The sequence below is a fragment of the Flavobacterium sp. ov086 genome (assembly GCF_900187965.1).
Classification (GTDB): domain Bacteria; phylum Bacteroidota; class Bacteroidia; order Flavobacteriales; family Flavobacteriaceae; genus Flavobacterium.
The window spans coordinates 1-19,031 of the sequence record NZ_FZNL01000010.1 but is presented as its reverse complement, the minus strand read 5'-3'; the positions used below and the strand labels follow the sequence as shown (position 1 = coordinate 19,031).

At 33.4% G+C, this 19,031-nt stretch carries 22 protein-coding genes and 1 tRNA gene; 19 read left to right on the top strand and 4 right to left on the bottom strand.

All coding sequences use genetic code 11. The features are described 5' to 3' along the window. Nucleotides 1-4: 4 nt before the first annotated feature. From mce to CHB81_RS12295, 3 genes are all read left to right on the top strand, one after another. Nucleotides 5-409, top strand: coding sequence for a methylmalonyl-CoA epimerase (gene mce / locus CHB81_RS12305; RefSeq protein WP_089352162.1), 405 nt, complete (start codon nt 5-7; stop codon nt 407-409). Nucleotides 410-557: 148 nt separating this feature from the next. Continuing rightward, a tRNA-Ile gene (locus CHB81_RS12300) sits at nt 558-631 on the top strand. Nucleotides 632-807: 176 nt separating this feature from the next. Further along, complete coding sequence (locus CHB81_RS12295; protein ID WP_089352161.1) at nt 808-1,053, top strand: hypothetical protein; 246 nt, start codon at nt 808-810, stop codon at nt 1,051-1,053. Between the two features lie 35 nt (nt 1,054-1,088). On the opposite strand, the gene CHB81_RS12290 is transcribed toward CHB81_RS12295, so the two are convergent. Beyond that, complete coding sequence (locus CHB81_RS12290; protein WP_089352160.1) at nt 1,089-1,679, bottom strand: riboflavin synthase; 591 nt, start codon at nt 1,677-1,679, stop codon at nt 1,089-1,091. A 57-nt stretch (nt 1,680-1,736) separates the two neighbouring features. Between CHB81_RS12290 and pdxA the strand changes: the two genes are divergently transcribed. The 12 genes from pdxA (at nt 1,737) to CHB81_RS12230 (ending at nt 10,172) form a co-directional block, all read left to right on the top strand. Continuing rightward, the gene (pdxA, locus tag CHB81_RS12285) at nt 1,737-2,786 is read left to right on the top strand and encodes a 4-hydroxythreonine-4-phosphate dehydrogenase PdxA (RefSeq protein WP_089352159.1); all 1,050 of its coding nucleotides are present in this window, start codon (nt 1,737-1,739) and stop codon (nt 2,784-2,786) included. Nucleotides 2,787-2,892: 106 nt separating this feature from the next. Further along, nucleotides 2,893-3,435, top strand: a complete 543-nt coding sequence (locus CHB81_RS12280) for a DUF177 domain-containing protein (protein ID WP_089352158.1) — start codon at nt 2,893-2,895, stop codon at nt 3,433-3,435. 9 nt (nt 3,436-3,444) lie between these two features. Further along, complete coding sequence (gene rpmF / locus CHB81_RS12275) at nt 3,445-3,639, top strand: 50S ribosomal protein L32 (protein WP_007137315.1); 195 nt, start codon at nt 3,445-3,447, stop codon at nt 3,637-3,639. A 172-nt stretch (nt 3,640-3,811) separates the two neighbouring features. Further along, nucleotides 3,812-4,810 (top strand): beta-ketoacyl-ACP synthase III, encoded by a 999-nt coding sequence (locus tag CHB81_RS12270; protein WP_089352157.1) that lies wholly within the window; start codon nt 3,812-3,814, stop codon nt 4,808-4,810. Nucleotides 4,811-4,833: 23 nt separating this feature from the next. Then, a complete protein-coding gene (gene accB / locus CHB81_RS12265) occupies nt 4,834-5,322 on the top strand; it encodes an acetyl-CoA carboxylase biotin carboxyl carrier protein (protein WP_089352156.1) in 489 nt (162 codons plus the stop codon). Nucleotides 5,323-5,432: 110 nt separating this feature from the next. Further along, nucleotides 5,433-6,779: an acetyl-CoA carboxylase biotin carboxylase subunit gene (gene accC, locus CHB81_RS12260; protein ID WP_026983588.1), complete on the top strand. Its 1,347-nt coding sequence runs from the start codon at nt 5,433-5,435 to the stop codon at nt 6,777-6,779. 283 nt (nt 6,780-7,062) lie between these two features. Then, nucleotides 7,063-7,359 carry a hypothetical protein gene (locus CHB81_RS12255; RefSeq protein WP_089352155.1) on the top strand — a complete coding sequence of 99 codons (297 nt, stop codon included), beginning with the start codon at nt 7,063-7,065 and terminating at the stop codon, nt 7,357-7,359. 85 nt (nt 7,360-7,444) lie between these two features. Continuing rightward, nucleotides 7,445-7,741: a hypothetical protein gene (locus tag CHB81_RS12250; protein WP_089352154.1), complete on the top strand. Its 297-nt coding sequence runs from the start codon at nt 7,445-7,447 to the stop codon at nt 7,739-7,741. Nucleotides 7,742-7,769: 28 nt separating this feature from the next. After that, complete coding sequence (locus CHB81_RS12245; RefSeq protein ID WP_089352287.1) at nt 7,770-8,060, top strand: hypothetical protein; 291 nt, start codon at nt 7,770-7,772, stop codon at nt 8,058-8,060. Between the two features lie 28 nt (nt 8,061-8,088). Next, nucleotides 8,089-8,385 carry a PepSY-like domain-containing protein gene (locus CHB81_RS12240; protein WP_089352153.1) on the top strand — a complete coding sequence of 99 codons (297 nt, stop codon included), beginning with the start codon at nt 8,089-8,091 and terminating at the stop codon, nt 8,383-8,385. 15 nt (nt 8,386-8,400) lie between these two features. Next, nucleotides 8,401-8,697 carry a hypothetical protein gene (locus tag CHB81_RS12235; RefSeq protein ID WP_089352152.1) on the top strand — a complete coding sequence of 99 codons (297 nt, stop codon included), beginning with the start codon at nt 8,401-8,403 and terminating at the stop codon, nt 8,695-8,697. Nucleotides 8,698-8,825: 128 nt separating this feature from the next. Further along, entirely contained in the window at nt 8,826-10,172 is a 1,347-nt protein-coding gene (locus tag CHB81_RS12230; protein WP_089352151.1) for a sigma-54 dependent transcriptional regulator, read from the top strand. On the opposite strand, the gene CHB81_RS12225 is transcribed toward CHB81_RS12230, so the two are convergent. Next, nucleotides 10,169-12,610, bottom strand: coding sequence for a sensor histidine kinase (locus CHB81_RS12225; protein ID WP_089352150.1), 2,442 nt, complete (start codon nt 12,608-12,610; stop codon nt 10,169-10,171). The two genes, CHB81_RS12230 and CHB81_RS12225, sit on opposite strands and share 4 nt — an antisense overlap. Before the next feature lie 180 nt (nt 12,611-12,790). Next, entirely contained in the window at nt 12,791-14,692 is a 1,902-nt protein-coding gene (locus CHB81_RS12220; protein WP_089352149.1) for a S9 family peptidase, read from the bottom strand. A 574-nt stretch (nt 14,693-15,266) separates the two neighbouring features. Here CHB81_RS12220 and CHB81_RS12215 point away from each other — a divergent pair. The 4 genes from CHB81_RS12215 to CHB81_RS12200 all read left to right on the top strand — a co-directional run bounded on the left by CHB81_RS12215 (nt 15,267) and on the right by CHB81_RS12200 (nt 18,571). Further along, a complete protein-coding gene (locus CHB81_RS12215) occupies nt 15,267-16,379 on the top strand; it encodes an FAD-binding oxidoreductase (protein WP_089352148.1) in 1,113 nt (370 codons plus the stop codon). Further along, on the top strand, nt 16,379-17,152 hold the full coding sequence (mtgA, locus tag CHB81_RS12210) for a monofunctional biosynthetic peptidoglycan transglycosylase (protein ID WP_089352147.1): 774 nt from the start codon (nt 16,379-16,381) through the stop codon (nt 17,150-17,152). The genes CHB81_RS12215 and mtgA overlap by 1 nt, the downstream gene beginning before the upstream one ends. Beyond that, nucleotides 17,142-18,101, top strand: coding sequence for a lipid A deacylase LpxR family protein (locus tag CHB81_RS12205; RefSeq protein WP_089352146.1), 960 nt, complete (start codon nt 17,142-17,144; stop codon nt 18,099-18,101). Before mtgA ends, CHB81_RS12205 begins: the two co-directional genes overlap by 11 nt. A 158-nt stretch (nt 18,102-18,259) precedes the next feature. Beyond that, complete coding sequence (locus CHB81_RS12200) at nt 18,260-18,571, top strand: superinfection immunity protein (protein WP_089352145.1); 312 nt, start codon at nt 18,260-18,262, stop codon at nt 18,569-18,571. A 142-nt stretch (nt 18,572-18,713) separates the two neighbouring features. Here the strand turns inward: CHB81_RS12200 and CHB81_RS12195 are convergent. Continuing rightward, nucleotides 18,714-19,031 (bottom strand): IS3 family transposase (locus CHB81_RS12195; protein WP_176427487.1); only part of this gene is annotated, 318 nt, incomplete at its 5' end.

The window sequence follows — 19,031 nt, the reverse complement described above, 5'->3', positions numbered from 1 at the left end:
TGAGATGGTAAATAAAATTGAACACATAGGAATTGCAGTAAAGAATATGGATGATGCGAATGTATTGTTCGAAAAACTTCTGGGAGTTCCTTCTTATAAAGAAGAGCGAGTAGAAAGTGAAGGTGTTTTGACTTCTTTTTTTCAAACAGGTACAAATAAAATTGAACTTTTGATGGCAACCAATCAGGAAAGTCCAATTGCTAAATTTTTAGAGAAAAAAGGAGAAGGAATTCATCACATCGCTTTTGATGTGGAAGATATATATGCTGAAATTGAAAGATTAAAAAACGAGGGTTTTGTATTGATTAATGAAGTGCCAAAAAAAGGAGCAGATAATAAATTGGTTGTTTTTTTGCATCCAAAAAACACAAATGGCGTCTTAGTTGAGCTTTGTCAGGAAATTCAGTAAGGAAATATGCTTTTTTTTATTTTAAATAAGACGTTGAAAATCAATTAAGTTCTTAATAACAGCTGTTGTTATTTGAAATTAAATAAAAATGATGTCTCAAAATATTTGGAGTGAATTAAAAATAGTAGTAATATTGCATCCTCAAACCGGTCCTATAGCTCAGCTGGTTAGAGCACCTGACTCATAATCAGGTGGTCCCTGGTTCGAGCCCAGGTGGGACCACAAAAAGCCTCATAAATTTATGAGGCTTTTTTTTTGTTTAAAACATTGCATTTGTATAAAAAACTTATACATTTGTCAAGGAATGTCGCTGTGAATCATGGTTTTGTGCGAAATTTCAACAAAAGACCCCAAGTCTAACTTAATACTTTATGCTTGTTTTATAGCATGTTATAATTATGAAAATAATAAGAACTATTTTTTTAGCTACTGTTTTGCTATTGGTTGATTTTAGTTACGCCGGACCAAGTGATATGCCACATCCAACGGCAAAAGGTGCGTCGACTGCTGGAGTAGATGATGATGGAACTCCCACGCCTACACCTTCTCCAATTGATCAGGATCTGTTTTTTTTGATGATAGCGGGATTAGCGTTAGGTACTGTATTTATATATAGAAATAAAATAAAAAAGGCTTCAGTGTAAAACTGGAGCCTTTTTATTTAAATTGTTTTAGAGATTTATTTATTTATAGAATAAAGTCTTGATATATATTTTCCTACTACATCAAATTCTAAGTTTATTTTAGTACCAATTTTGAAATCCTTAAAATTGGTATGTTCATGTGTATAAGGAATAATTGAAACGCTAAATTCATTTGTTTTAGAATTTACAACTGTAAGACTTACTCCGTTAACGGTTATAGAGCCTTTTTCGATAGTAATATTGCTGAGGTTTTTGTCGTATTCAAAAGTGTAATTCCAGCTTCCGTTTGCTTCTTCGATCTTAATACAGGTTCCGGTTTGGTCCACATGGCCTTGAACAATATGGCCGTCAAGGCGATCTCCCAGTTTCATTCCTCTTTCGAGATTTACGACGTCACCGGTTTTCCAGTCTCCAATATTTGTTTTCAAAATGGTTTCGTCGATAGCAGTTACGGTATAAAATGAATCTTTTATGGCTACGACAGTCAGGCATATTCCGTTGTGCGAAACGCTTTGGTCAATTTTTAATTCATTAGTGATAGAAGAATCAACAGTTATATGAAGATTGCTTTGATCTTTTTGTATTTCGTGAATCCTTCCGAGGGTTTCTATAATTCCTGTAAACATTGTTGTTTTATTTTACTAAATTTGCACATCAAAATTAGTAATAAATAAGCTGAGCTCATGAATAAAAAAGCAGAAAATATAATTGTTGGAATTTCAATTGGAGATTTAAACGGTATTGGAAGCGAGGTTATATTGAAAACATTCGAGGATTCACGCATGTTGGAAATGTGTACACCAGTTATTTTTGCAAATGCCAAAATACTTTCTTTCGTTAAAAAGAGTTTTACTTCGACAGTTCAATTTCATGGAGTTGATAAATTAGATCAGGTTTTGCCGGGAAAATTAAATGTCTTCAATCTTTGGAAAGAAGGTGTTGATATTAATTTAGGTAAAAACGATGAGAAGATTGGAGAATATGCTGTAAAATCTTTCGTGGCAGCGACCAAAGCTTTAAAAGATGGGGCAATTGATGTTTTAGTTACAGCTCCAATCAATAAATACAATATTCAGTCAGAAGGATTTAAATTTCCGGGGCACACAGATTATTTAGATCAGGAATTAGAAGGTAATGCCTTAATGATGATGGTTCAGGATAATTTAAGAGTTGGTTTGTTGACAGATCATGTTCCTTTAAGTGAAGTTTCTTCACATTTGACAGAAGAATTAATTACGAGAAAAATTGAAACGGTTAGAAAATCATTAATTCAGGATTTTAGTATTGTAAAACCCAAAATTGCTGTTTTAGGATTAAATCCACATGCAGGTGATGGTGGTGTAATAGGAAAAGAAGATGATTTGATCTTGAAGCCAACTTTAAAGAAAATATTTGATGCCGGAACTATGGTTTTTGGACCTTTTCCTGCCGATGGCTTTTTTGGAAGCAGTCAATATGAGAAATATGACGCTATTGTAGCAACATACCACGATCAGGGATTAATTCCTTTTAAAACATTGTCTTTTGGAAAAGGAGTTAATTATACAGCAGGTTTAAATAAGATTAGAACTTCGCCGGATCATGGTACAGCATACGATATTGCTGGAAAAGACATGGCAGATTTTAATTCATTTAAAGAAGCGATTTATCTTGCGATTGATATTTTTAACTCGCGTAATCAGTATGAGGAGATTAGTCAAAAACCTCTTAAAATAAAAGAAAAACAGTTATAAACAAAAAAAGGTGAATAAGATTATTAGTTTTATAATAATTTTATATCTTTGCACCCCAATTCAGGTATCTGAGTTTTAGATATGAATTGGTCAAATTGATGTTGAAATGAGCAAAACAAAAGAATTTTTAATTCCTTTCATCGGATTAAAACTAGGAAAACACCATTTTGAGTATCAAATAAGTAACACGTTCTTTGAGAACTTTGATTACGACGAATTTCAAAGTTCGGATATCAAAGTGAGTTTAGTTCTAGATAAGAAAAGCAACATGTTAGAGTTGGAATTCAAACACAAAGGGACCGTAAATGTACCTTGTGATCTGACAGGCGAAGATTTTGATCTTCCTATAAAAGGGAAAATGAAATTAATTGTTCGCTTTGGAGATGAATTCAATAATGATAACGAAGAGTTGTTGATCTTACCACATGGAGAGCATGAAATAGATGTAGAACAATACATTTATGAAATGATTGCACTTTCGGTACCGCTAAAACGAGTTCATCCAGGAGTGAAAGATGGTACTTTACAAAGTGAAGCTTTAACAAAACTGAATGAATTAAAAGTCAAAGAAGAAAAAGAAGAGAGTAAACAAGAAGAAGATATTGACCCGCGTTGGGACAAATTAAAGAAACTATTAACGGATAAATAATATAGTAAAATGGCACATCCTAAGAGAAAAATCTCGAAAACAAGAAGAGATAAGAGAAGAACACATTATAAAGCTACTGTAGCTCAAATCGCTACATGTCCTATTACTGGAGAAGCACATTTATACCACAGAGCTTACTGGCATGAAGGTAAAATGTATTACAGAGGGCAAGTTGTTATCGATAAATCTGTAGCGGTTGCTTAATACGTTTTTGTAAATGATACTAGAACTCTCACATAGTGAGAGTTTTTTTTGTTGGTTATTATTTTCTTTTTTTAAGAAAATGCATACAAATTCATTTCGTTTTTTTTTGTAATTTTCAAGTCTTTTAAAAATTTTTCAAATAGTGATATTTGAAACGAAATAATAGAATATAATGAATACAATCACAGCCGCAATTACCGCTGTTGGAGCTTATGTTCCTGACTTTGTACTTTCGAACAAAGTTTTAGAAACAATGGTCGATACCAATGACGAATGGATTACTACTCGTACCGGAATTAAAGAAAGAAGAATTCTTAAAGATGCTGACAAAGGAACATCGTTTCTGGCGATAAAAGCAGCGCAGGATTTAATAGCAAAAGCCAATATTGATCCGTTAGAGATTGATATGGTAATAATGGCAACAGCTACTGCAGATATGCCGGTAGCCTCTACAGGAGTTTATGTTGCAACAGAAATTGGAGCCACTAATGCATTTGCATATGATTTACAAGCGGCATGCTCAAGTTTCTTATACGGAATGTCAACTGCTGCAGCTTATGTGCAGTCAGGGCGATACAAAAAAGTATTATTAATTGGTGCCGATAAAATGTCATCAATTGTAGATTATACAGACAGAGCAACTTGTATTATTTTTGGTGATGGAGCAGGAGCTGTTTTATTTGAACCAAATTATGATGGCTTAGGCTTACAAGATGAATACTTACGAAGCGATGGTGTAGGACGCGATTTTCTTAAAATTTCTGCCGGAGGTTCTCTATTACCAACTACTGAAGAGACCGTAAAAAACAAACAACATAATATCATACAAGACGGAAAAACCGTTTTTAAATATGCTGTAACTAATATGGCAGATGCAAGCGAATTGATTTTGAAAAGAAACAATTTGACTAAAGATGATGTTAACTGGTTAGTGCCACATCAGGCTAACAAACGTATTATAGATGCTACTGCAGGTAGAATGGAGCTTGAAGAGTCAAAAGTATTGATGAATATTGAAAGATATGGTAATACTACTTCAGCAACTTTGCCTTTAGTGTTAAATGACTTTGAACACTTATTAAAAAAGGGAGATAATATTATTTTTGCTGCTTTTGGTGGTGGATTCACTTGGGGATCTATTTACTTAAAATGGGCTTACGATAAGAAATAAATTAAAACTAAAAACAAATCATTATGGATTTAAAAGAAATTCAAAACCTAATCAAATTTGTAGCAAATTCGGGAGTTGCAGAAGTAAAGTTGGAAATGGATGATGTGAAAATCACGATCAGAACAACTTTAGAAGGAAATGTAACTGAAACTACTTATGTACAACAATTACCAGCTCAGGCTGCGTTGCCACAAGCAGTTGCTCCACAACAAACTGCTCCGGTTGTTGTAAATGTAAATAGTGAAGCGGCGGCTCCAGCTGAAGATTCTAAATTTATTATTATAAAATCTCCAATTATCGGAACTTTTTATAGAAAACCATCTCCAGACAAGCCAGTTTTTACTGAAGTAGGAAGTACTATTGCAAAAGGTGATGTTCTTTGTGTAATTGAAGCAATGAAATTATTCAACGAAATCGAATCAGAAGTGTCAGGTAAAATTGTGAAAATTCTTGTAGACGATATGTCTCCTGTAGAATTTGACCAACCTTTATTCTTAGTTGATCCATCATAAATAAATTTAGATTTTAGATTTTAGTTTTTAGAAGGATTCACAATAGAAATTTTGTTAATCATCTAAAATTATCTAATTATCAAATTGTCTAATTATCTAATTAAAATAAGATGTTTAAAAAAATATTAATTGCGAATAGAGGAGAAATTGCACTTCGTGTGATTCGTACATGTAAAGAGATGGGAATTAAGACTGTAGCAGTTTACTCTACAGCCGATGCAGAAAGTCTACATGTTAAGTTTGCTGATGAAGCGGTTTGTATTGGTCCCCCTCCAAGTAACTTATCGTATTTGAAAATGTCAAATATTATTGCTGCTGCAGAAATTACAAATGCAGACGCAATACATCCAGGATACGGATTTCTTTCTGAGAATGCTAAATTCTCTAAAATTTGTCAAGAGCACGGAATCAAATTTATTGGTGCCGCTCCTGAAATGATTGATAAAATGGGAGATAAAGCTTCTGCAAAAGCTACAATGAAAGCTGCAGGAGTTCCATGTGTACCAGGTTCTGACGGATTATTAGAATCTTTCGAACAAACACAAAAATTAGCTAAAGAATTTGGTTACCCGGTTATGCTTAAAGCTACCGCTGGTGGTGGTGGAAAAGGAATGCGTGCTGTGTGGAAAGAAGATGAATTATTGAAAGCATGGGAAAGTGCACGTCAGGAAGCTGCTGCTGCATTTGGAAATGACGGAATGTACATGGAGAAACTTATTGAAGAACCACGTCATATCGAAATTCAGGTTGTTGGAGATTCATACGGAAAAGCATGTCACCTTTCTGAAAGAGATTGCTCCGTACAACGTCGTCACCAAAAATTAACCGAAGAAACACCTTCACCTTTCATGACTGACGAATTGCGTGCTGCAATGGGAGAAGCTGCTGTAAAAGCTGCTGAATTCATTAAATACGAAGGAGCTGGAACAGTAGAATTTCTTGTGGATAAACACAGAAACTTCTATTTCATGGAAATGAATACACGTATTCAGGTAGAGCACCCAATCACAGAACAAGTTATTGATTATGATTTGATTCGTGAGCAAATTATGGTTGCAGCCGGAATTCCAATTTCAGGAAAAAACTATTTGCCACAATTACACGCAATCGAATGTCGTATTAATGCCGAAGATCCTTATAATGATTTTCGCCCTTCACCGGGAAAAATTACTACGCTTCATATGCCAGGTGGACACGGAGTTCGTTTAGATACTCACGTATATTCAGGATATAGTATTCCGCCAAATTACGATTCAATGATTGCTAAGTTAATTACAACAGCACAATCTCGTGAAGAAGCTATCAGCAAAATGCGAAGAGCTTTGGATGAATTCGTAATCGAAGGTGTGAAAACTACAATCCCTTTCCATAGACAATTAATGGATGATCCAAGATATATTGCAGGAGATTATACAACTGCGTTTATGGATACTTTTAAAATGAATCCAATAGAATAATTATAAAAAGGCTGTCAATTTTTTGACAGCCTTTTTTATTTTACGCCATATTTTAATTCCACAAGTTTACACTTTTCTTTCCGGTAAACACTTTTAGTGTATACTTTTTATACACTTTTCCAGAGTATTACACACTTTTTTGAAATTTCAGATTATAGCATTTTTAATTAAAGCCTTTAATAATAAGGGTTTAATAGGTTTAGGGCATCATATTTAAGTAACGGCATAATAATTTCATTACCTAAAGCGTAAACAAACTATTAAATAATTAAAATATACTATTATGAAAAATCTATTTTTATCAGCCGCAATTGTTTTAGGAGGTTTAACTTCATTTGCTTCAACAGCTCCAATAACAAACACTATTGTAAAAACTATTGTAGTATCAGACGAATACACAGAAATTAAATTGGAAGAATTACCAGCTCCAATTGCTGAAGCTTTGAAAAAAGCATATCCAACTGCAGTTATTACAAAAGCATATAAAAACGAAAAATCAGAATATAAATTAGATGTTACAGTTGGTGACAAAGTAGGAAATCTTTTTGCTAACGCAGATGGATCTTGGATTAAAAAATAATCAATTAATTAATCTAAACAGATTCTCGTGAAGATTCAAATTAGCAATATCAGACTTAAATTAACAATACTAAAATACAACTATCATGAAAAATTTATTTTTATCAGCCGCAATCGTTTTGGGAGGTTTAACATCATTTGCATCGACTTCTCCAATTTCAAATACAATCGTAAAAACAATTACAGTACAAGAAGAGTACACTGAAATTAAATTAGAAGAAGTTCCAGCTGCAGTAACAGACGCGCTTAAAAAAGCATATCCGGATGCAGTTCTTACTAAAGCATACAAAAATGCTAAGTCAGAATACAAATTAGAGGTTACCGTAGGAGACAAAGTTGGTTCTCTTTATGCTAACGCAGATGGATCTTGGATTAAAAAATAATCAGGGCTTGCCCTTAAAAAATATTATTATGAAAAAGTTAATCTTATCGGCAGCTATCGTTTTAGGTAGTTTGTCAATGCAGGCAGGGAATACTGTCGTAGCCAATACAGTGTTGCAATCAGTAAATGTTCAGGACGAATATAAAGAAGTAGACGCTGTTCCGGCAGCAATCAAAACAGCTCTTGACAATGCTTATCCAGGTGTAAAACTTGAAAAAGCATATGTAAACGAAAAGAAAGAGTATAAAATTGAAATCATTGTTCGAGGCGAAAAATCTACTGTTTATACAGACGCTTCAGGTAATATTCTTAAGAAATAATTTAAACTAACTATAAAAACTATTTATTATGAAAAAACTAATCTTATCTGCTGCAATCATCCTTGGAGGATTATCAGTTCAGGCAACCACGCCTGCGGTAAAAACTACAATGGTAAAATCTGTTAATATTCAGGACGAATACACTGAAATTACTGCAGATGCTGTTCCGGCGGCAGTAAAATCGACTATCGAAAAATCTTTTCCGAATACTAAACTTGAAAAAGCGTATAAAAACGAAAAGAATCAGTATAAACTTGAAATTTCAAGCGGTGACAAAAAGTATACTGTATTTACAGATGCTTCGGGAAACATCATTAAAAAATAATTTAAAAAGAGCACTATGAAAAAGTTAATCTTATCAGCAGCGATCGTTCTGGGAAGTTTGTCAGGTTACGCAAGTACGACGACAGCTCCTGAGCAAGCAAAAATGACTGTTTCTATTCAAGCCGAATATACTGAAGTTAGTGCAGATGCTGTACCCGCTGCTGTAAAAACCGCATTACAAACTGCCTATCCCGGTGCAAAACTGGACAAAGCGTTTGTTAACGAAAAAAAAGAATACAAATTAGAAATATCGGTTGGTGACCAGAAGGCTACTGTGTACTCAGATGTCAATGGCAACTGGTTGAAGATATAATTAGGTGAAATTAGATTTATGTTTTTGGTAAAAAAGAGATTGCTTATAGCAATCTCTTTTTTTTTGCATAATTTTATGAAAAGACAATTTTATTAGTCTTATTTTAGCAAAAAAGTCCCTAAAAACAAATGCCAAAGATATTACTGATAGAAGATGATATTTCGTTCTGTAAATTATTAGAGAAATTTCTAATAAAAAAAGAATACGAAGTAGCAATTGCTTTCTCTGCTGCAGAAGCAAAAATAGCAATCAAGAACGAATCGTTTGATTTGATTTTGACAGATCTTCGTTTGCCTGATTCTGATGGTATTGGACTTATGTCAGAATTTAAAATTTCTCACCCTCATATTCCTGTTATCCTGATGACAGGTTATTCAGATGTTAATACAGCAGTAAAAGCAATCAAGAATGGCGCTGCTGATTATATTTCGAAACCCTTCAATCCAGATGAGGTTCTATTGGTAATTACCAATGCTTTGAAAAATTCAGAAGCAGAAGAAGAGATTCCGGTAAAAGAAAAGAAATCAAATAAAAAACAAGTTGTAACCGAAAACGAATTTGTAAAAGGAATTTCTGTTGCTTCAAAGAAATTATTAGATCACATTCATTTGGTAAGTCCAACAGATATGTCGGTTTTGATTATTGGAGAAAGTGGAACCGGAAAAGAAATTATTGCCAAAAGTATTCATCAGCAAAGCACCAGAAAAAACAATAATTTTATTGCGGTAGATTGCGGAGCGATTCCGAAAGAATTAGCGGCAAGTGAATTCTTCGGACATTTAAAAGGATCTTTTACAGGTGCGATAAGTGATAAGATGGGGTATTTTGAAGCGGCAAATGGCGGAACTATTTTTCTGGATGAAATAGGAAACCTTTCATACGAAAATCAAATCCAATTGTTGAGAGCGCTTCAGGAGCGAAAAATAAAACCCGTTGGAAGTAATAAAGAGATTAACGTCGATATAAGGATCATTACCGCAACAAACGAAGATTTACGTGAAGCAGTAAAAAACGGCGATTTTAGAGAGGATTTATACCATAGAATTAATGAATTTTCTATTTTGTCTCCATCGCTAAAAGATCGCGACGAAGATTTAATGGTTTTTGCCGATTATTTTTTGGAAAAAGCCAATCAGCAATTAAATAAAGATATTATCGGATTCTCTCCGGAAGTTGTTACAATTTTCCAAAATTACAATTGGCCAGGAAATCTGCGTGAATTGCAAAATTGCATTAAACGTTCTACGCTTTTAACTCAAGGGGATTATATCGAAAGCGATGTTTTGCCGGCAGAGTTTTTTCAGATTCAAAAGCAACAAAATAGCAACGGTAATTTTTCTTTATCAGAAAACGAAAAAGAAGCTATTATTCATGCTTTGTCAAAAGCAAAAAACAATAAATCCGAAGCTGCAAAATTGTTGAGAATTACCAGAAAGACACTTTATAATAAGCTAAAGCAATATAATATCGATTAAGCTATTTCTTGTTTTAAGGCTTCGAAAAGTAGATCAGTTTTTATTTTTAAATCTTTAAAAATGCTTTTCATTTCAGGAATTTCGAAATCATTTTTCTCCAGTTTTTTTAGAATATCACCAATTTCTCTTGCCTCAATTTGTTTAAACATAGGAGCAATTCTATGAGCGATCGATTTAATTTCGTCCTTGTTTTTTTCTTTAATGGCAGTTTTTAGAAAAGTTAAATTTTCAGTACTACTTTCAATAAACGATTTTAAAACTTCTTTTAAAGCTGTATTATCGTTGCCTAAAAATTCATTTAGAGTTTTTAAAGAATACAATTCCTGCGACGCATTTTCGTCATTTTCTATAATTTCGGTATTTGGCAATTCATCATTTTCAAGAATATGTCCAATTGTTTCCAGTAATACTTTTGGAGAATACGGTTTTTTGATTACCGTTGTAAAACCGGCTTTAGAATAAACCGAAAAATCTAAATCTGTCCTTCCGGTTAATGCAATTACAGGCTGATTTTTATAAATTCTATTTTCAGAATTTTTTAGTTTTTCAAGAAAAGCAAAACCATCCATTTCCGGCATCTGAATATCAGTAATCACGAAGTCAAAAGAAGTAGTTTTAATAGCTTCTAAAGCTTTAATTGCACTATTGAATGATACTACATGATGTCCTTCTTGTTTTAAAACGCCGCTTGTTAAATTCAAAAGATTAATATCGTCGTCAAGAACAATAAAAGTTTGGTTTTTGGTATTTCGCGAAATCGGTTTTTTGACTTCAGGAATTAAATTTTGACTTGTATCAAATAATAAAGGAAGTTGGATTTTAAAAGTGCTTCCTTTTCCAAAAGTACTTTCAAGTTGTAAATTTCCACCTAGAATAGAAATTATCTTCTGACAGATTGATAAGCCTAAACCAGTTCCTCCGTATTTTTTTTCGATGTTTTCATTCGCTTGCGCAAACTCTTCAAAGACTAATTTTTGATTGTCTTTTTCGATTCCAATTCCAGTGTCTTCAACTGTAATTGTAAAAAACTGGTCGTTATCACTAATATAAGCACTAATTCTTATGTAGCCGTCTTCAGTAAATTTATAAGCATTACCAGTTATATTGCTTAGAATTTGTTTCAATCTAAAAGGATCGCCAACAATTCTGGAATTCAGTTTTTCATCGACATTGATAATAAGGTCAATGTTCTTTTGTTTGTAAACCGTTTGAATACTTTTTGCGGCTTCTTCAATAATTTCGGGTAATAAAAACGGAACTTTTTCAATAGAAATTTTTCCCGCTTCAATTTTAGAGAAGTCCAGTAAATCCTGAACCAATTGCGTAATATATTCGGAGGAATTTTTGATGTTTTTAATAAAATACGATTGTTTTGTATTCACATCAGAATTGCCTAAAAGTTCTGAATAACCAACAATAGTACTCAACGGTGTTTTTAAATCATGACTTACTGTCGAGATCAATTGTTCCCTACTTTTAAGCAGGTTCTTAGTTTTGAAATTCGCGATTTCAAGCTGTTTTTTATATAATTGGGATTTCGAATAATCACTTACAATCAAAATAGAGAAAAATAAAGTCAGCACCAAACCAATAATAGCCGAGGCCGTTACAATTTCGTTGACTTTTTTAAGGGATTTTTCTTTTAAGGAATTGTTTTTTATCGAATTAATGATAATTTCTCGTTCAATAATTCGAAGCACTTTTCGAAGCTGTTCAGAGATTGCAATTTCATTCTTTAATAATTTGTTTTCCTGAAAATTCAAGGATTCTTTTTTCTTTTCAGCACGCATTTTTACGGAGCTCAAAAGTTTTTTCGAATTTGCCAAAATAGAATCAGAAGCTTGTTTGCTTAATGTATTGGTGCTGTCATCCGGAATATTCTGATTGAGATAATCAACATATTTCTGAAGGACATTTTTTTGATAACTACCTAATTGGTTTGGGTTTTTAGTGAAATCCTGAAGTTCTAACTTTCGGAGTTTAAACTCCATTTTAGTAATTTCATCAATCGCCGTGTTTACAGAAACTTCGTCGTCGGCTTTGTTTTTTATAGTTTTTAATTGCTGAATATTTTTGGTTTTTTCAGACAAATAATACGTAACACTATCTAATAATGTTTTTTGATATTGGGTAGTAACAATTTGCTTTAAAGTATCGATTCTGGATTTTAAGGAATCTGTTTCGGTAAGATAACTTTTAAAGTCGCTTTCTGAGTTTGTCTGAATTGTTTTTCGTGCCAGACTCTCTGTTTTGTAAACATTAGAGAATAATTTACTGACTCTTAAAATTTTGGTTTTTTCGAATGCAATTTTATCTTCTAATTTATTATAAACTACATTTTCAGAATATAAAAACCATCCCACAGTAACAACCAAAGCCAGCAATGCAACATAACTGAAGAGGACTTTTAACGCTGTGTAACTTTTTTTGCTCTCCATAGAATGTGATCGTAGAATTTGGAAGTTTTTGTATTAAGGGAATTCACTGCAATTTATTCAAAAAAAACTGTTTTAAAAAGATAAATGAACACTAATCTGTTATATAATTCAAAGGTCTAAAAAGCAAAATAGCCGTAGATTATATAAAATCTACGGCTATTTTTATCTTAGTTTATTGGATTAAAGTGTTTCTTCTAACCATTTAAAAAATTCACCTTGCCAAACCTGAGCATTTTGCGGTTTTAAAACCCAGTGATTTTCGTCAGGGAAATAAACCAAGCGGCTCTTGATTCCTCTTAATTGTGCTGCCTGAAAAGCTTCTTGTCCTTGTCCAATTGGCACACGGAAATCTTTCCCACCCTGAACAATTAAAATTGGTTTATTCCAGTTTTGAACCAAAGTTGCCGGATTAAAAGTTGTGTATGCTTTTTGAGCAACAGCATTATCTTTTTCCCAGTAAGCGCCACCAAAATCCCAGTTGTTAAAGAAAACCTCTTCAGTAGTTCCCAACATACTTACCGTGTTGAAAACACCATCGTGAGCGATAAAAGTTTTGAAACGGTTTTTATGAATTCCGGCTAAATAAAATACTGAATATCCTCCGTAGCTTGCACCAACGCAACCTAAACGAGATTTGTCAACATAGCTTTCTTTAGACACATCGTCAATTGCAGATAAGTAATCGTCCATAACCTGTCCGCCCCAATCTTTACTGATTTGCTCGTTCCATTCAACACCATGTCCTGGCATTCCACGACGGTTTGGTGCAACAACAACATAGCCTTTAGCGGCCATTAATGAAAAATTCCAACGGAAAGAATACGATTGCGTCAGCGCAGATTGTGGTCCTCCTTGACAGAATAATAAAGTTGGGTATTTTTTAGAAGCATCAAAGTTTGGAGGTAAAATTACCCAAACCAACATTTTTTTGCCGTCAGTAGTCGTAACATAACGTTTTTCAGTTTTGCTAAGTGCCAGAGTTTTGTAAGTTTCTGTGTTTACGTTCGAGATTTGTTTCCAGGTGTTTTTCTTCAAATTAAAAGAAAAGATCTCCGCAGCGTGATTCATATCATTTCTGGTAACAATAATATCGTCACCAGCAAAACCTACTAAATCATTAACATCAAAATCACCATTTGTCAATTGACGAACCTGAATTGCGATTCTCGTTAATCCCGGAAAATTTACCGTAAAAAGTTGTTTTGTACCATCAACCGGAGCTACAAAAAACACATTTTTGCCATCTTTACTCCAGATAAAATTATCTACAGTTCCGTCCCAGTTTGCAGTTAAGTTCGTTTTGATTCCTTTAAACTCAACAATAATATCGTTTTTATCAGCTTCGTAACCGTCACGTTTCATTTGCAGCCAAGTCAGGTTTCCTGTTGGAGAAAATTGTGGTGCAGTATCGTAACCTAAATTACCTTCGGTTCTGTTTGTAGTTTTTTGAGTTTCTAAGTTGTACTCATAAATATCTGTGTTTGTAGAAATCGCATATTGCGTTCCTGCTTTTTTCTTGCAAACATACAAGATACTTTTGCTGTCAGGAGACCAGATATAATCTTCGTCGCCACCAAAAGGCTTTTGAGGAGAATCAAAATTTTCACCTTTTAAGATGTCAATTCCAGTTGAACCTTCTTTGTTTTCTTTGTAAAAAACGTGGTTGAATTTACCTTCGTTCCAAGTATCCCAATGGCGGTAATCTAAACCATCATAGATCTGAACTTCTGATTTGTCTAACTTCGGATAATAATCCTTACCCAAAACTTTGTCAATTTTTACTTCATCATTATACACTAAAAATTTCCCGTCTGGCGAAACATTTTTGTCAGCCAAAATCTCTTTCGTGTCTTTGATTTCAGTTGCATTTCCACCATTTACAGGTATAGTGTAAAATTTAGAATGCGATTTGTTTTCTTCTACAGAAGGAGTAGAAACCTTAAAAACAACATTTTTTGCATCTTTAGAAAGTCCAAGTGCGCTCACTCTTCCTAATTTCCATAACAATTCTGGCGACATTACATTTTGTCCAATGGCGTTTAAACTCATCATTATTAAGGTTGTAAATAATACTTTTTTCATAATAAAATTCTAATATTCGTGGGGCTAAAAATACAACTTTTAAATTCCAATCTTTAAATTTCAAATCCCAATTATTGTTAAAAGTTATCCTCTTTTATAAAACATTTTGTCACCCGAAGCGTCCCGACGCTCAATGTCATTAAGTTAAGGGAAATCTGTAAAATTACATAACAGTTTAAGTTGAATCAAGAAAGTAATTAGAGAAATCCGTTTTTATCAGCGTTTTCGCTTTAGCGAATCAGTAAAATCAGCGTCTAATTTTGACGCGGATAAAACAGATTTACTTCGTAAAAACGCGGATAAAAACGGATTTGATTTGCAATAATTTTATTTTTTAAAAGCTTAACTTAATGACATTGCTCTACGCTTTGAGAAAAGCTCTTTTTTAGGAAACCAGCCCTTCGACTTCGCTCAGGGTGACATTGAGATAAAATTCCGTCACGAATTCACTTGAAAATTCGTGAATTCGTGGCAAATAAAAATGCGTTTAAAACTAAGTTTTGGAATTTGGAATTTTAAAATTGAAATTTATTTTTTGGTATAAAAAATCAGTATTTTTATAAAAAATTGACAAATGGAATTGAGTTACTGGGAACTTAAAAATTGGTTTACAAATGTTGACTATACGATTGTAGGAAGTGGAATTGTAGGATTGCACGCTGCATTATGCTTGCGCGAAAGGTTTCCGGCTGCAAAAATTCTCGTATTAGAAAAAGGAATGTTGCCGCAAGGCGCAAGTACCAAAAATGCCGGTTTTGCCTGTTTTGGAAGTCTTTCTGAAATTATGGACGATCTAAAAACACATTCAGAGGAAGATGTTGTCAGCCTGATTGAGAAACGTTGGAAAGGTTTGCAATTACTTCGAAAAAGATTGGGAGATTCTGCAATTGATTTTAAACCTCACGGCGGATATGAATTGTTTTTGAGAGAAGACGAACTTGGTTTTGGAGAATGTATTTCGAAATTGCCTTTTATAAACGAAATTCTAAAGCCACTTTTCAAATCCGATGTTTTTACCAAAGAAACTGACCGATTCGGGTTTGGAAATATTCAGGATTATTTAATTTTTAATCCGTTTGAAGCGCAGATTGATACCGGAAATATGATGCAGGAATTATTGCGACAAGCTGTTTCTGAAAATATTTTAATTCTCAATCAACAAACGGTAACAGCATATTCTGATTTAGGAAATCAGGTCGAAATCGTTTTGAATGATTTTAGTTTTAAATCGAATAAAATGCTTTTTGCTACAAATGGTTTTGCGAGCACTTTGACAAAAGGAGCCGTTCAGCCGGCAAGAGCACAGGTTTTAATTACAGAACCAATCCCGAATTTAGATATTAAAGGTACTTTTCATTTAGATCGAGGTTATTATTATTTCAGAAATATAGGGGATAGAATCTTGCTTGGAGGCGGACGAAATCTGGATTTTGAAACCGAAAACACAACCGAATTTGGTCAGACGAAAATTGTGCAAAATAAATTGGAGGATTTACTTAAAAATGTAATTTTACCAAATCAGGATTTCCAGATTGCACACCGTTGGAGTGGAATAATGGGAGTTGGAAATAGTAAAAGTCCTGTTGTTATACAATTGTCTGAAAGCGTGTTTTGTGGAGTACGTTTAGGAGGAATGGGCGTAGCAATTGGCAGTTTAATAGGAACAGAATTAGCAGATTTAATATAATGGCAGCAACCAAAAAACCGGCACCAAAGAAAACTACAACCGCAAGTAAATCAAAACCAGCTTCGAAGAAAACCAATCGTTCTTTTGGCGAAAAAGTAAAATGGTTTTTAATAAAAGCTTGTTTGTGGTTTTTTGGAGTTTCGATCGCATCTGTGGTATTTTTTAAATATGTTCCGGTACCGTTTACGCCTTTAATGATTATTCGGGCAATCGAAAATAAAATGGCAGGGAAAGAAGTTTACTTCGATCACGACTGGGAGCCACTAGAGAAGATTTCGATGAATCTACAAAAAGCAGTGATTGGAAGTGAAGACGCAACTTTCTTGACGCATAATGGTTTCGATTTTAAAGCATTACAAAAAGCTTATAAAAGTAACGAACGCGGTCGCCGAATTCGTGGAGGAAGTACAATCTCGCAGCAAACCGCCAAAAACGTTTTTTTATGGCAGGGAAAAAGTTATTTGCGAAAAGGATTAGAAGCTTATTTTACCGTTTTAATCGAAATTATCTGGGGCAAAGAACGTATCATGGAAGTTTATCTCAATAGTATCGAAATGGGGGATGGCGTTTATGGAGCATATGCTGCGACCGAGCATTGGTACCGCCGTGATGCTTCGAGTTTAACCCCAATGCAAGCCGCTGGAATTGCTGCAATATTACCAAATCCAAGAAAATTTAAAGCCACTGGATCTTCAAGTTATATTAACAGACGTAAAGAAAGAATTATTCGTGAGATGCGCGCTGTTGGAAAAATAAATTATGATGGAAAGTAAAAAAGTTTTTTTTGCGTTCCTGATATTATCATCGACGTTGATTTTTGGACAAGCCAAGACCAAAGAAATTGGTCTTATTACAGATAATGATTTGTACACTTCATCTAAAAATGATATGTATTACACCAATGGTTTAGAAATTTTCTACCGTTTTCTGTCGAAGAATAATAACAAAAAAATCAGCAAAAAAATAACTGAATTTCGAATAGGACAATATATTTACAATCCTAGATTTATCAATGCAGAAGCTGTTGGCGAAAATGATCGCCCTTTTACGGCTTATCTTTTTGCCGAGGCCGGACGAAGTTTTTTTTACAAAAGTGAATCTGTTTTAAAGACTGATTTTCAATTGGGTTTTATGGGACCAAATGCTTTTGGGAGAGAAACACAAGAAAGTTTCCATCATCTTATAGGTTATAAAGAAGTATTTGGTTGGGAAAATCAATTGCACAATGCTTTTGGCGTTCAGGCGCATGCTTTATACTCAAAGAAATTATTCCCAAATAAGCACAATGATTTTGTAGATCTACATTTTCAATCAGAAGGGAATCTGGGAACTATTTTTACGGGAGTTTCTACAGGACTTTTAGCCCGAATTGGTTTTAAGAGATTAATGCCAATTTACGATTCAAATTTGCACGATGCTTCCATAAGTTCAGAGCCGCAATACAATATTAGAGAGTTTTATTTCTACGCAATCCCAAGTGTCAATTACCAGTTTTATGACGCTACAATCGAGGGAAGTATGTTCAATAACACAAGTCCGTTGACTTTCGATATAACGCATTGGCGCTTTAATGCTGAATTTGGTTTAAAATACCGCCATAACAATTGGAACTTATCTTATTCTTTTATTTACCGAGGTAGAGAAGTAGAACCTAATGAAATTACAAATACAAGCACAGGTTATTTTTTCGGATCGATTCGATTGGGATATTTGTTGAGGTAGGTTTTTTTGAGGTTCTAAGATTCTGAGGTTTTTAGCTCACAAAGTCGCAAAAACTCAAAGTTTTTCTTTTAGTTTGCTTTCATTTTATTGTCAATTTCGACGGAGGAGAAATTCTCGTAAGTAATTCTACAAAGTTTTTTAAATTTCAAAGAATAATTATGATATTAAGCAGTCTTCCTTTCGAGAACAATGAAGTTACTATTGAAAAAATAATGGCAGGAATAGTGTTGTTATTTGTTTATTTTATTCCAAGTATAATTTCGTGGAATAAAAAAAACAGCAAATTTTTGTTGATTTGTAATTTGTTTATCGGTTGGACTGGCATTGGTTGGTTTATTTCTTTATTATGGGCTTTAAATATAAACAGGCAGCATGCATTAATTATAACTCGAGAAAACAAGAAAAGAAAGCAGGATAGAAAAGAAGCAAAACGCAAAGCTTTGTTAGAGACAGATAGTTTGGATTTGTAATCTCGCTCTGTGAAGTCTTCTGATTTCGTAGGAAAAATGATAAGCAAATATAGTTTTAACATACTGTATTTGAGTTGTTAAATTTAAAAAAAAAGCCACTCCGTGTTCTAGACTGCACCCAAAAGTTTAGACAAATTTATAATTAAGTTTGATAATAATGAGCTCGATATTTTATCGGGCTCATTTTGTTTAAATTTGATTTAATTCTTTCGTTATTGTAATATATTATATACTTATTAATTTCTTTTTTTAATTGTTCTATTGATTTAAATTTTTGGGTATAAAACATTTCAGATTTTAATATTCCAAAGAAGTTTTCAATAATTGCATTATCTAGGCAGTTTCCTTTTCTTGACATGCTTTGTTTGATTCCTTTTTGTTTTAATAAAAGTTGGTAATGATTCATTTGGTATTGCCAGCCTTGGTCTGAATGAAGTATTAAATTTGTATTATCTGGTAT

What these genes read in the sequence shown, in the direction of transcription:
- CHB81_RS12220 (WP_089352149.1), bottom strand. Translation starts at nt 14,692, where the DNA reads ATGAAAAAAGTATTATTTACAACCTTAATAATGATGAGTTTAAACGCC.
- accC (WP_026983588.1), top strand. Translation starts at nt 5,433, where the DNA reads ATGTTTAAAAAAATATTAATTGCGAATAGAGGAGAAATTGCACTTCGT.
- rpmF (WP_007137315.1), top strand. Translation starts at nt 3,445, where the DNA reads ATGGCACATCCTAAGAGAAAAATCTCGAAAACAAGAAGAGATAAGAGA.
- CHB81_RS12290 (WP_089352160.1), bottom strand. Translation starts at nt 1,679, where the DNA reads ATGTTTACAGGAATTATAGAAACCCTCGGAAGGATTCACGAAATACAA.
- CHB81_RS12200 (WP_089352145.1), top strand. Translation starts at nt 18,260, where the DNA reads ATGATATTAAGCAGTCTTCCTTTCGAGAACAATGAAGTTACTATTGAA.
- CHB81_RS12235 (WP_089352152.1), top strand. Translation starts at nt 8,401, where the DNA reads ATGAAAAAGTTAATCTTATCAGCAGCGATCGTTCTGGGAAGTTTGTCA.
- CHB81_RS12280 (WP_089352158.1), top strand. Translation starts at nt 2,893, where the DNA reads ATGAGCAAAACAAAAGAATTTTTAATTCCTTTCATCGGATTAAAACTA.
- mtgA (WP_089352147.1), top strand. Translation starts at nt 16,379, where the DNA reads ATGGCAGCAACCAAAAAACCGGCACCAAAGAAAACTACAACCGCAAGT.
- CHB81_RS12205 (WP_089352146.1), top strand. Translation starts at nt 17,142, where the DNA reads ATGGAAAGTAAAAAAGTTTTTTTTGCGTTCCTGATATTATCATCGACG.
- CHB81_RS12270 (WP_089352157.1), top strand. Translation starts at nt 3,812, where the DNA reads ATGAATACAATCACAGCCGCAATTACCGCTGTTGGAGCTTATGTTCCT.
- CHB81_RS12245 (WP_089352287.1), top strand. Translation starts at nt 7,770, where the DNA reads ATGAAAAAGTTAATCTTATCGGCAGCTATCGTTTTAGGTAGTTTGTCA.
- CHB81_RS12225 (WP_089352150.1), bottom strand. Translation starts at nt 12,610, where the DNA reads ATGGAGAGCAAAAAAAGTTACACAGCGTTAAAAGTCCTCTTCAGTTAT.
- CHB81_RS12240 (WP_089352153.1), top strand. Translation starts at nt 8,089, where the DNA reads ATGAAAAAACTAATCTTATCTGCTGCAATCATCCTTGGAGGATTATCA.
- CHB81_RS12250 (WP_089352154.1), top strand. Translation starts at nt 7,445, where the DNA reads ATGAAAAATTTATTTTTATCAGCCGCAATCGTTTTGGGAGGTTTAACA.
- CHB81_RS12215 (WP_089352148.1), top strand. Translation starts at nt 15,267, where the DNA reads ATGGAATTGAGTTACTGGGAACTTAAAAATTGGTTTACAAATGTTGAC.
- CHB81_RS12230 (WP_089352151.1), top strand. Translation starts at nt 8,826, where the DNA reads ATGCCAAAGATATTACTGATAGAAGATGATATTTCGTTCTGTAAATTA.
- CHB81_RS12295 (WP_089352161.1), top strand. Translation starts at nt 808, where the DNA reads ATGAAAATAATAAGAACTATTTTTTTAGCTACTGTTTTGCTATTGGTT.
- accB (WP_089352156.1), top strand. Translation starts at nt 4,834, where the DNA reads ATGGATTTAAAAGAAATTCAAAACCTAATCAAATTTGTAGCAAATTCG.
- pdxA (WP_089352159.1), top strand. Translation starts at nt 1,737, where the DNA reads ATGAATAAAAAAGCAGAAAATATAATTGTTGGAATTTCAATTGGAGAT.
- CHB81_RS12255 (WP_089352155.1), top strand. Translation starts at nt 7,063, where the DNA reads ATGAAAAATCTATTTTTATCAGCCGCAATTGTTTTAGGAGGTTTAACT.
- mce (WP_089352162.1), top strand. Translation starts at nt 5, where the DNA reads ATGGTAAATAAAATTGAACACATAGGAATTGCAGTAAAGAATATGGAT.